Source organism: bacterium 336/3, assembly GCA_001281695.1.
In the GTDB taxonomy this organism is placed as follows: Bacteria; Bacteroidota; Bacteroidia; order Cytophagales; family Thermonemataceae; genus Raineya.
Map to the genome: position 1 here is coordinate 2,924,479 of LJIE01000001.1, position 12,207 is coordinate 2,936,685.

The 12,207-nt window shown below is 32.5% G+C and carries 12 protein-coding genes and 2 pseudogenes; 8 read left to right on the plus strand and 6 right to left on the minus strand.

Annotated features, from left to right (window positions below):
• Window positions 1-103 precede the first annotated feature (103 nt).
• From AD998_13570 to AD998_13585, 4 genes and pseudogenes are all read left to right on the plus strand, one after another.
• Window positions 104-1,489: an MATE family efflux transporter gene (locus tag AD998_13570; GenBank protein KOY87034.1), complete on the plus strand. Its 1,386-nt coding sequence runs from the start codon at window positions 104-106 to the stop codon at window positions 1,487-1,489.
• Between the two features lie 72 nt (window positions 1,490-1,561).
• Window positions 1,562-2,839 (plus strand): annotated as a pseudogene (locus tag AD998_13575) (hypothetical protein).
• Window positions 2,840-2,902: 63 nt separating this feature from the next.
• Window positions 2,903-3,598, plus strand: coding sequence for a hypothetical protein (locus AD998_13580; protein KOY87035.1), 696 nt, complete (start codon window positions 2,903-2,905; stop codon window positions 3,596-3,598).
• A complete protein-coding gene (locus tag AD998_13585; protein ID KOY87036.1) occupies window positions 3,598-4,698 on the plus strand; it encodes a hypothetical protein in 1,101 nt (366 codons plus the stop codon). Before AD998_13580 ends, AD998_13585 begins: the two co-directional genes overlap by 1 nt.
• On the opposite strand, the gene AD998_13590 is transcribed toward AD998_13585, so the two are convergent.
• From AD998_13590 to AD998_13605, 4 genes and pseudogenes are all read right to left on the minus strand, one after another.
• Window positions 4,685-5,713: a dihydroorotate dehydrogenase (quinone) gene (locus AD998_13590; GenBank protein KOY87037.1), complete on the minus strand. Its 1,029-nt coding sequence runs from the start codon at window positions 5,711-5,713 to the stop codon at window positions 4,685-4,687. The genes AD998_13585 and AD998_13590 overlap by 14 nt on opposite strands.
• Window positions 5,714-5,792: 79 nt before the next feature.
• Window positions 5,793-6,011, minus strand: a pseudogene (locus AD998_13595) (preprotein translocase subunit SecG).
• A 19-nt stretch (window positions 6,012-6,030) separates the two neighbouring features.
• Window positions 6,031-7,347, minus strand: coding sequence for a hypothetical protein (locus AD998_13600; GenBank protein ID KOY87038.1), 1,317 nt, complete (start codon window positions 7,345-7,347; stop codon window positions 6,031-6,033).
• A 59-nt stretch (window positions 7,348-7,406) separates the two neighbouring features.
• A complete protein-coding gene (locus tag AD998_13605; protein KOY87039.1) occupies window positions 7,407-7,907 on the minus strand; it encodes a hypothetical protein in 501 nt (166 codons plus the stop codon).
• A 44-nt stretch (window positions 7,908-7,951) separates the two neighbouring features.
• Here AD998_13605 and AD998_13610 point away from each other — a divergent pair, with 44 nt between their 5' ends.
• The gene (locus AD998_13610) at window positions 7,952-8,650 is read left to right on the plus strand and encodes a phosphonate ABC transporter ATP-binding protein (protein ID KOY87040.1); all 699 of its coding nucleotides are present in this window, start codon (window positions 7,952-7,954) and stop codon (window positions 8,648-8,650) included.
• Between the two features lie 41 nt (window positions 8,651-8,691).
• On the plus strand, window positions 8,692-9,111 hold the full coding sequence (locus AD998_13615) for a hypothetical protein (GenBank protein KOY87041.1): 420 nt from the start codon (window positions 8,692-8,694) through the stop codon (window positions 9,109-9,111).
• Here AD998_13615 and AD998_13620 read toward each other — a convergent pair whose 3' ends face one another.
• A complete protein-coding gene (locus AD998_13620; GenBank protein ID KOY87042.1) occupies window positions 9,112-10,851 on the minus strand; it encodes a hypothetical protein in 1,740 nt (579 codons plus the stop codon). It lies immediately after the preceding gene.
• A gap of 108 nt (window positions 10,852-10,959) precedes the next feature.
• On the minus strand, window positions 10,960-11,289 hold the full coding sequence (locus tag AD998_13625) for a hypothetical protein (protein ID KOY87043.1): 330 nt from the start codon (window positions 11,287-11,289) through the stop codon (window positions 10,960-10,962).
• Between AD998_13625 and AD998_13630 the strand changes: the two genes are divergently transcribed.
• Window positions 11,264-11,452, plus strand: coding sequence for a hypothetical protein (locus AD998_13630; GenBank protein ID KOY87044.1), 189 nt, complete (start codon window positions 11,264-11,266; stop codon window positions 11,450-11,452). The genes AD998_13625 and AD998_13630 overlap by 26 nt on opposite strands.
• 9 nt (window positions 11,453-11,461) lie before the next feature.
• Window positions 11,462-12,130 (plus strand): pseudouridine synthase, encoded by a 669-nt coding sequence (locus AD998_13635; protein KOY87045.1) that lies wholly within the window; start codon window positions 11,462-11,464, stop codon window positions 12,128-12,130.
• The last annotated feature ends 77 nt before the right edge of the window (window positions 12,131-12,207 follow it).

A 12,207-nucleotide genomic window follows, 5' to 3' on the forward strand; every position in this document is an offset into this window, starting at 1 on the left:
TATTTGAATATTTTTTTCCTTAGAAATTTTATACATTTATGTAGTTTTCAGCGTTGTATCTAAGATATTTGTTATTATTTTTTATATTTTTTCAACTATTTCTATGGGAAACTCTACAAACAAAGGAGTTGTTATTTGGGAAACATTTAAACAGGCTATCAGGGGTGGTCATCAAGATTATACCACAGGTTCTATCCGAAAAGCTATTTTTCTACTCGCCATACCCATGATTTTAGAACTCTCTTTGGAGAGTGTTTTTGCTTTGGTGGATATTTTCTTTGTGAGTAAACTTGGCGAAAATGCCATTGCTACTGTGGGACTTACAGAAGCAGTTATTACTATTATCTACTCTATTGGTATGGGGCTTAGTACAGCAGCTACGGCAGTAGTAGCTCGAAGAGTAGGCGAAAAAAATTATAAAGACGCTGCTCATGCAGGAGCTCAAGCCCTAATTATTGCTGTCATTGCTTCTATTGTTTTGAGTATTTTTGGAATTGCGTATGCTCCTGAGCTTTTGGATATGATGGGAGCTACAGATGCTGTGGTAAAAGAAGGTGCTAATTTTACAAGAATTTCATTGGGTAGTAGCATTTCTATTATGCTGTTGTTTTTGATTAACGGAATATTTAGAGGTGCTGGAGATGCTTCTATTGCCATGAAAAGCCTTTGGATAGCCAGTATTTTAAATATCATTCTTTGTCCAATTCTTATTCATTTTTTTGGTTTGGAAGGAGCAGCCATGGCAACAGCCACAGGACGAAGTGTGGGTGTTGTGTATCAATGTTATCATTTGTTTAAAGGTAGTGGGCTTTTAAAATTTCATATACCACAGTTTACTTTCAACAAAACCATTGTTTCCAATCTGGTAGAAGTGGCTTTGCCTGCCACCATGCAGTTTATGATTGCCAGTGGTAGCTGGATTATTCTTACCAAATTTGTTGCTGAAATCGGCAGTACACCTGCTTCGGCTGGTTATCAGATTGCCATTAGAAACGTGATTTTCTTTATTTTACCTGCTTGGGGGCTTAGCAATGCTGCTGCAACACTCGTTGGGCAGAATTTAGGTGCTAATGAACTCAAGAGAGCAGAGCAAAGTGTGATACTTACTACTAAATACAACGCCATTTTCATGGCATTTGTGATGTTGTTGTTTCTGTTTTTTTCTGTACCCATCATGAGTATTTTTTCCAAAGAAAAACCTATTATTGAGTATGGAGCTCAAGCCTTGCAAATCATTGGCTCTGGTTATATTTTTTATGGAATTGGCATGGTGATGATGCAAGCTCTGAATGGAGCTGGTTATACAAAAATTCCTACTATTATCAATTTGGTGAGTTATTGGCTTTTTCAAATACCTTTGGCTTATTTTCTTTCTTTGGAATGGGGGCTTGTGGGCATTTATGTGGCTATTCCAATGGCAGAAACATTTGCTGCAATCTTAGCATGGTATCATTTTAAACGTGGGAAATGGAAAGAGATAAAAGTTTAAAATAAATCTAAGCCTTTACTTCAAAGATTTTATTGAATTGATTACCTTTGCAAACAAAAATTATACCCTTCCATGCATTCTAAATTACTTCTCATACGCTTTGGTACTTTCGCATTTGCTATTTCTTTGGCTTTATTTGGAGTTCTTTTTTTCATTCTTCCCAAAAAAGAAATTTCTGAATATGAAAAAAGGAAATTAGCCCAAATGCCTACATTCCATTGGAAAGATTTCTGGAGTGGAAAATACCTAAAGGATGTCGATATGTATGTAGCTGATAATTTCCCATTTAGAGATGGTTTTGTACAAACCAATTTTGTTATCAGCCAAAATAGAGGTCTCAAGAATGAAGAAGTAGGTTTCTACAAACAAGAAGTAGTAACCAATGGAGGTATGGATAAAACAGATAGCACCAACAAAGAAGTAGAAAAACGTCCTGAAGATGAGATTATTGAAGGTGAAGCAGATAAATCACCTGTAAAAGGTGTAATGATTTACAAATCTATGGCTATTCAGATGTTTGGAGGTAATGAGCAAGCAGCAAAGTATTGTGCTGACGTAATAAATTTCTATCAAGAAACCCTCAAAGATAAAGCTCAAGTATATTCGGTAGTTGTACCTACACATGGAGAGTTTTATTTACCTCACAAATATCGTTATACATCCGAAAAGAAAAATATTGAGTATTTGTATTCACAACTCAACGAAAAAGTCATTTCTGTGGATGTTACAAGCTCTTTGTACAAACACAAAGACGAATATATTTTCTTCAATACTGACCACCATTGGACAGGACTTGGAGCTTATTATGCCTACCAAGAATTCTGTAAAAAAGCTGGTTTTGATGCTGTACCTTTAGAGAAAATGGAGAAAAAAGTAATCAATGGCTTTTTGGGCTCTTTGTATTGGATAACTCGTGACAAGCGTCTCAAAGAAAACATTGATTCTGTGATTTATTACAAGCCTTCAGTGAAATATACGGCTTTCAGTCATGCAAAGAAAAACCCTGATAAACGTTCGGGTGGGGCTTTGTTGTTTGTAGAATATGCCAAAGGACCCAATGCGTATAGTGTTTATTTTGGAGATGATTTTTCTTTGGTAGAAGTAGATACAGATGTAAAAAATGGCAGAAGAGCCATGATTATCAAAAACTCTTTTGGAAACGCTTTTTCACCTTATTTGGCTTCTCATTTCGAAAAACTGCTTGTTGTAGATTATCGCTATTGGAATAAAAATTTGCTAAAAATGATTAATGACCATAAAATTACAGATGTGATTATTTTTCATTATTCGTTTTCAGCAAATACAATCCCTGATTTACAAAGAACAAAAAAACTCTTGACTGAATTTGGTGGTACAAACGCTAAACCAGAAACACCCAAGAAAAAAGTATCCAAAGACACCCTCAAACAATAAATCAACTTGCAGAGATCTTATCAATTAGAACTACTAGATAATCCCAATATTCCTACCCCCGATTTGTACAGAAATCTATACGAATTGGAAGTGATTAATACTTATTTGGGTGGTTATCAGATTACTCTCAAAGGGCTTTCTAAGTTTTTATTGCATAAAAATATTTCTAAAACAGTCCGTATTGTAGATATTGGCTCTGGAGCTGGTGATACGCTCAGAAAAATGGCTCAATGGTGTAGAAAAAAGCACATCAAAGCAGAGCTGATAGGTATTGATTTGAAAGATGATTGTATTGCCTATGCTCAAGAAAAAAGCAAAGATTTCCCTGAAATATCATTTATTCAGTCCGATTATCAAGATGTTTCTATAGAATCAGATTTAATTACCTCTGCTCTATTTTGTCATCATTTATCAGATGAGCAACTTGTATTTTATTTGAAATGGTGCAAGAAAAATGCACAAATGGGCTTTATTATCAATGATTTACAAAGGCATATTTTGGCTTGTAAAAGTATTGGACTTTTAACTCAGCTTTTTTCAAAATCTTATTTAGTCAAAAATGATGCTCCTCTTTCTGTGAGAAGGTCTTTACTTAAAAATGAATGGGTGAATATTCTCCAAAAAGCTGACATTACTAATTCTCAAATCAGTTGGGAATGGGCTTTTCGTTGGCTTGTCATAGGCAAAAATCAATAATGAAAGATTTTCGTATTTTTTACGGTTCATTAGCTTTTTTAATCATCATTTTATGGTGGTTTGTTTCCAAAAATGGCTTTGGAAGTACTGTAGATGCTCAAGCGTATTGGTATGCAGCCCAAAGCCTCCAAAGTAAAGGAGAACTTTTAACCCCACATGGTTATTATACCAACTGGACACCTTTATTTCCTGCAATTCTAAGTGTTTTAGGAATAAGAATAACACTTTTTATAACACTCATTACCAATCTGATACTTCTTTTTAAGCTCAATAAAAGTGTTTTTGATTCACAGCTCAATACTTGGAGTAGTTCTTTGGCTTATAGCCATACACTTTTAGGAATTACTTTTATCCTCATTCATTTTTTTGTATGGTCTGAGGCAGGTTTTATGGCTTTACTGATTGCTTGTATTTTATCTATACAAAAATTGCATAAAACTCAAGATTGGGCTATTCTGATTATCTTAAGCAATTTTTTATGCATGCAACGCATGGCAGGAGTATTTTTTATAGCTATTTTTTATATTTGGATTTGGAAACAACATACTTGGAAAAAGGCTTTTCTGTATGGATTTCTTGCTTCTTTGAGTTTAATAGTTTGGTTTACAAGAAACTTTTTCATCCAGAATAAACCCGATTTCATAGAAAACATCTTTATGGTTTCTTTTGAAAGTAGCCTTATTGGTTATTCAGAAGCTATTTTAAATATTTTCTTACCTTCTCATTTTCTCCCCAATATATTTAAAATCATACTTTTAGGAATATTTTTATTTGTACTGATATATATTTTATGGTCAGATAACACCTCTATTTCAAAACTGCTTTCAAGCTTGATAATAGGTTATTTATCCATCATGCTTTTTCTAAGAATGAATGTAGAGGGCGAAAGTGAACGTTACATAGCTCCTATTATCCCATTGATTATTTTTTTATTTTGGAAACAGATTTCTTTACTTTTTCATAAAAAAAGCCACTTATATTGGCGTATAAGTGGCTTTTCAATAGCTTTTTTGATTCTTGCCTATAATATTTTTAGGACGTATAAAAATGTATATCAGTGGGTTACAACCCCTCCAGATTTAATTTCTATACATTTTTAGCAATTGCTTGATTAATTTGTTTAATTAGGCTTGGTCCTTCATACACAAAACCTGTATAGAGTTGTATAAGGTCTGCTCCTGCTTTTATTTTATCTAATGCATCTTGTGGACTATGAATCCCTCCTACACCAACAATAACAAACTTTTTTTGAGAACGTTGAGCTAAATAAGCTATCACCTCTGTTGAACGTTTGGCTAAAGGCTTTCCACTTAAACCACCTGTTTCTTTTGTCTGATTCTCAGGACTTTTTAGATTTTCTCTACTCAATGTGGTGTTAGTAGCTATTACACCTGCAATTTTAGTTTCTAACACAATTTCAACTATGTCATCTAACTGACTTTCATTCAAATCAGGGGCAATTTTCAGTAGAATAGGCTTTGGCTTCTTCTTTTCGTTATTTTTTTGTTGGAGTGTATGCAAAATATTTTTGAGAGGTTCTTTTTCTTGTAATGCTCGCAGATTGGGCGTATTGGGCGAACTTACATTCACTACAAAATAGTCTACATACTCAAATAAGTGCTCAAAACCATACAAGTAATCATCTAAGGCTTGTTCGTTAGGGGTATCTTTATTTTTACCAATATTTCCACCCACAATAATAGAGCTTTTTCTTGTTTTGAGGTGTTTGATAGCTTCCTGCACACCATCATTATTAAATCCCATTCTATTAATAATTGCCTCATCAGAAAGCAATCTGAACAAACGAGGCTGTGGATTTCCTGCTTGAGGTTTAGGTGTAAGCGTACCAATTTCTACAAACCCAAAGCCTAAAGTAGCCATTTCGTCTATGGCTATGGCATTTTTATCGAAGCCTGCTGCAAGCCCCACAGGATTGGGGAATGTAAGTCCCATCAGTTTACGTTCTAATTTGGCATTTTTATAATTGAACAAGGCTTTGGCTATACTTTTAGCAAATGGAAGTTTAAGAATGGTTTTAAGCCACGAAAAGGTAAAATAATGAGCCTTTTCGGCATTCATCGAAAATAAAAATGGGCGTATAAATATTTTGTACATGATGGTTAGATGGTATTAATACAACAAATGCCACCACTTTGAAGTGATGGCATTTATATTTAAAGATTTTTAGGTATTAAAGAATATGTGTAAGTAATGATAACACAAAAATCCCTATCATCAAACCCCAAGTAATTTTTTCTAAAAGGTCTGTGGTTTTTTTCACACCAATAAGCTGATTTGCTCCACTTGCCATAGAACCCGTAAGTCCACCACCTTTACTAGAGCTTTGAGGTAAAATAACAATGATGAGTAATACAGCCACAAGCATCATCAATCCAATAACAGCAACTAACATATTTTTTTATTGATTAGGTTTAACTTTCTAAAATTTCGATTTGAGATGCAAAGTACGCTTTTTTATCTGGATTTTGCAACATCAATTGTTTATAAATTTCAACAGCCTCTGGTATTTTTCCTTCATTAAAATATGTAAGAGCTTGTTGTTCAGTTACTTCATTTTCAGGTTTTACTTCTTCAAACAGTTTTTCTTCTGTATTTTTTTCAAATGGTTCAGGCGTTTTTTCTTCTTCTTTTTCCTCATTATAATTTAATATTTTTTCTAAAGCTTCCTGTTTTTCAACCACTTCTTCTTTTATTTCTACACTTTCTATTTTTGTGTCTTGTACTTCTTCTTTGATGATAGGCGTTTCTAAGAAATCCTGCAATGTATCTTCATCTTTTAATTCGATAGCAGAAAAATCCATTTTAAAAATATCTATTTGGCTTTGATAATAGCCTGCTTTATCTGGAGATATTTCTTTGAGTTTCTCATATACTTCTACAGCTTCTTTGGTATTACCATCATTAAACAGCCTGATAGCTTCTTCTTCTGTAACTTCTTGATTAATAGAAAAATTTTGGATTTCACTAACAGTTTCTTGCTTTTCTACAATTTCAGTAACAGGTTCTTGAACTTCCTCTTTTACACCTTCTATGTTATCTGGTAATTCTTGAATCATAGAAGAATTTTGGATTTCACTAACAGTTTCTTGCTTTTCTACAATTTCAGTAACAGATTCTTGAACTTCCTCTTTTATATCCTCTATATTATCTGGTAATTCTTCGTCCTGTGGAGCTTCGTCTGTTAATTTTTTCTCTTTTTTGAAGAGGTCTGATTTTAAAAACTCATCAATCAAAAGACCTTGTTCTTTCTGAACTTCTGTTTTATCTACAGGTGTTTCATCTACAATTTTATTCGCTTCTTCTGTAGTATAATCTTTTGGCAAATAGGATTCTGTGATGTTTGCAAGCTCCTTGTCTAATTCTTCAATAGAAGCATTTTCTATTTTTTTATCGAAAGCATCTATTTCTTGTTGAATATTTTCAAAGAGTTTCTTATGGACAGGCTCTTGTTCCTGATTGTTCTGTTCTTCCATAACATTCACAGGTTGTGTGGACGCCCCATTTAAAATAAATTTCTTCAAAAGAGACCTATTATAAACATACAAAGAGGCTTTTCGAATTTTCTGAAGAGCCAAGCTACTATTTTTTTCTTGTAAAAGTCGTGCAACCAATACATGAGGCAAATGAAAATATGGATATTTTTGGACTATTTCCTCCAATTCTTCTAAATGGTCTTCTGTCAGATTATTTGGATTTTCTAAAAGACCTGCTAGCACTTGTTTATCCATTTTACTTGATTCAATTTTAAATTAAAACATAAACGCTAATCTATAATATTTTTTTTAATCTACCAATTTGCAACTGTTTTTTGAAAAATATCAAAAATTATTTTATCAAAAATCTCTTGTACTTTTTGGGTTTCAGCAGCAGCTAAACTGGTTGTTTGCGGAAAATCTGCATAATTGGAGAAACTTTGTTCAAAATTATTACTAATTTCTTTATTATCTGTAAACCTAACTTTTACAGTAATAGTAATGCGTGTTTGGGCTGCTTGATCTTGGGCTGTTGGAGCTAATGGTGTGACTTGATAGCCTACTACATCTCCTTCCACAATATAATCAGCTTCTGAATTTGTAATTCGTAATCTTGAGTTTTGTAGATAATAAGATTTTAAATCTTCCGTTAATTTCTGAGATAAGTTAGGAGGACCATTTCCTGCTATATTATTGAAATTTACTACTTGTATTGTACCAGAAGCCGTAGAACCTGAAAGTGTATAAGAAACATTTTTACAAGTAGTAGCTCCTAAGAGTATAAAAAGTATGATTACTTTGATTTTTATTTGCATATTGACCTAAATATGGTTACAAATATATAACTTTTTCAATATATATGGAAACAATTTTACAATTAAGTGATGTGATCAAAACATATTCCACAGAACAAATATCTAACAATGCTCTCAATGGTATTAATTTAGAGATTCGAAAAGGCGATTTTTTAGCTGTTATGGGACCTTCGGGTTGTGGAAAATCTACTTTACTCAATATGATGGGATTACTTGATATCCCAACCAAAGGGGATATTTTATTTTTAGGTCAGAAAATTTTAAATTATAACGAAAAAAAAAGAGCGGAGCTTAGGAAAAGAAATATTGGTTTTGTATTTCAGAATTTTAATTTGATAGATGATTTAACTGTTTTTGAAAACATTGAACTTCCTCTAATTTATCTCAAACTCTCTGCCAAAGAAAGAAAGGAGCTTGTTTATAATGTCATGGCTAAACTCAAAATCAGCCATAGAGCTACTTACTTTCCAAGACAACTTTCAGGTGGACAGCAACAACGTGTTGCTATTTGTAGAGCTTTGGTCGCTCAACCCTCTTTATTACTTGCAGATGAGCCTACAGGCAATCTCGATTCAAGAAATCGAGAAGAGGTTATGCAAATTTTATGGCAACTTAACCAAGAAGGTGTAACAATTGTCATTGTAACACACTCCTCTCAGGATGCCGATTATGCTCATGGTATTATTCATCTCTTAGACGGACAAATTGTAGGTCAGAAGATTAAGAATCAGATTTTAAGTTAGTTTTTATTACTATTCTTTAACATTTTTTCTAAAATTACAGCATGAGTAGAAAAAAATATAATTGGCACAAAACAGACCATAATAATATTTTATTTGGAATGGATTTAGCGAAGAAAGTAGCAACTTATTTACTACAAGGTAATCAGATTGCCCACACACACAGAGATTATTGTGGTATGGCATTAGCCTACTATCGTGAGCAGTTTGTATATGGTTTTGTTCAGGATGGTTATGATTTCTATATTGAACAAACTTTTCCATCACAAACAGCCTTTGAGAACTGGCTTGCAAGCCAGTCTGATGAAAGTTTGAGTGGTAAGGAATTGGAAGATAGCTGGTTTCAGGATAATCAAAGAATTTATCAAAAACGATTAGAAGAGTCTATATCTACGCCTAATCCTCAAACAACTATGGGCAATTTTTTTATAAAAAAAGGGAGTGATTGGGAAATTTTACCCTAATTACTCAAAATACTCTGTGCCATCTAAACTAACAAAGCCCATTTTATCTCCTTTTTTGACTAAATAATATGGTTTATTACCTACTTGAATAGGATATCTGTTCGCATTATCTATTATAAATTCTGTGTATTTGGGTGTTATGAGTTGCTTTTCAGCATTTCTTAAGCCAAATAAATCTTTTTCCTGAATAATAAATATTTCTGTGTAAAAATCCATTTTGATATTATCATATTGACAAGGAATAATGAATTTTCCTTTTTTATCTAAAACCCCAATCTTATTATTCAAAGAAACTCTTACAAAATTTTCTCCTAATGTGCCAAAGCCTACATATTCATAATCATCAAATTCTTCCTTGTGGATTCTTTTGCCCAAACTATCAAAAAGAACCTGTTTTTTATTTTCTTGTAGACCAAAATATATTTGATGAAAGTTTGATATACGTTTGTATTGGCAAGGGATTATTTCTTCTCCTTTTGCATTGATAACCCCTTGCAAGTCTTGGGTATTTGTAACAGAAAAAGTCATGGGTTTTGAACCATAATTCTCTTTAACTTCTTTATAATCAAGTTTTTTTAATACATTATTTTGCATATCAATGACCAAAAGTTTATCATTTTTGTTCACGATAACCTTTTGATTATCTAATGTCTGGGTGTAAATGGTTTTGTATACAATAGGAATTACTATTTTTCCATCATAATCTATCATTCCAGATAAGCCATTGATGGTAATTTGCCAAAAACCAGCATTACCATTCATAGCAAGAAAAACTGGCTTTTCTGTTAAGGTAAGCGGGTGAGTATATTTTAAGGTTTTAAGGTTGATTAAACCATATTTTTCATTTTTATAAACAATCAGTTGATTCACTTCTGGAGTAATACTATTAAACTTCTCTGGCAAGGCTTGTTTTTGGGTTTTGTTATCAATGAGTGTATATAAGAGTTCATGATTGGATGCACTTTCCATTTTTAAAGTATAACCTTCTATAAAATTACTGTTTTCTTCAACATAAGGCATTTTTTGAAGAACTTGTCCTTTTTTGTTAATGAGAACTCTTTGTCCATTTTTTATCACAATAGCTTTTCCATTTTCAAAACAGCCCATACCTCCTGGGTTATGTTCAAATATAAAAGGAATGACCACTTGGTTTTTATCATTTACAAATCCAAATTTTCCGTTTTTACCTATTCCAAAAAGTCCTTCACTATAACAATATTCTGTAACAGGCGACCAAATATCATATTGGAATGGAATCAGTATTTTTCCATCTCTATTAATAAAACCTGTTTTTTCATTGATAGACGCATAAGCTATTCCATTTTTATCGAAACCTCGCCAATTGAACAAACCGTTCAGTTTAAGAAGTTCTTTTCCCTCTTGATTGAGCATAATAAAAGAACCTTTACCTATTTCATAATTCCCTTCCTGAATATAAAACCGTCCATGTTCTCTATCCCAAATCATAGGTTCTTTATATTTTGCTGGAATGAGCCATTTATTTTGTAGGTCAATCAACCCCCATTTACCTTGAAATTTCACATTGGCAAACGTGATTGTTTTTTTTGTGACAAGATTTGAATCTGATATAAAATGTTCTACCTCATCATATAAGGTTGGAATAATAATTTTTTTGGAAACATCCGAAAACCCCCATTTACCGTTTTTATTGTAAGGGATAAGGCTTTGAGGTTCGTTGATTCTGAGCAATAATTCAAAAAAGAAGAGAAAATGCAGCATAAGCGTTTTTTGTTTGGATTTCAAAATACTATACTACAAAAAAGATGCAACTTTTTATAGTAAGTTGCATCTAAAAAATAAAAGCCAGAATTTCTTCTGGCTCTTTAATTATGCTTTCACAGTTTTCTTAGTGGCTACTTTATCGGCATTATCCTTACCTTCTAAAGCTTCTACTCTTTTCAACACTTCCTGCAATTCGTTTTCTGTTACAAACTTAAAACGAGAAGTTACTTTTTCTACCAATTTGCTCAATTGGTCTTCAAATTCTTTCTTTTTAGATTCTGTATTTTTTGTAAATTCATCTAAAAGTTTCTTTCCTTCATCACCAGAAAGTTTACTTTCTTCTACTAATTTCTCTACTGTGCTTTTTAAAGTTTCAGCAGTGATAGAGATAAAACCGATACCAGTGTAAATGAATTTTTTAAATAAATCTTGCATATTTGTAGGGATTTGGAGATTGTTGTGTTTTTCTTGCTACAAAGATAATATGCATGCTGAGTATATTGTTATTTTTTTGTCGAAAAAATTTACTTTTTTACTAAAAAAAATGCTTTTTTTGCATTTTATAAACTTAAATTTTGTACTTTTTAAAGAAATATAGAATTACATCATGGATTTTGAAAAAGGAGAAGTATTGTTAATAGATAAACCTTTGGGCTGGACATCTTTTCAGGCTCTCAAAAAATTACGTTATCAGCTAAAAATCAAAAAAATAGGACATGCAGGCACATTAGACCCCCTTGCAACTGGTTTACTGATACTTTGCACAGGCAAAAAAACCAAAGAAATAGATTCTTATCAAGCTCAAGAAAAAGAATACACTGGAACATTTGTGTTGGGTAAAACTACCCCCTCCATAGATTTAGAAACAGATTTTGATGCTGAATATGACATCACACATCTCCATGCTGAAAATATTTCATCAATTATTCCTCAGTTTGTAGGCGAAATAGACCAAACACCTCCTATTTTTTCAGCCATCAAGCAAGATGGTAAACGCCTTTATGAATTGGCACGTAAAGGACAAGATACTGAAATTAAATCAAGAAAAATTCTCATTTCAGAACTTGAATTTACTGATATTTCTCGTTTTCCTGAAGTAGACTTTAGAGTAGTTTGTTCAAAAGGTACTTATATTCGTAGTCTTGCTCGTGATATAGGTGTAGCTTTGGGGGCTGGGGCTTATTTAAAAGCTTTGTGTAGAACACGCATTGGAGAATTTAAGCTCGAAGATGCTTGGCAAATTCAAGACCTTATAGATCAAGTAAAAAGTGTATAATTTTACTACTGTTTATTTTTTTTTAGATTTGTAGTCACTAAACATTGAATGCCTAAACTATTTATAACTCATTACTT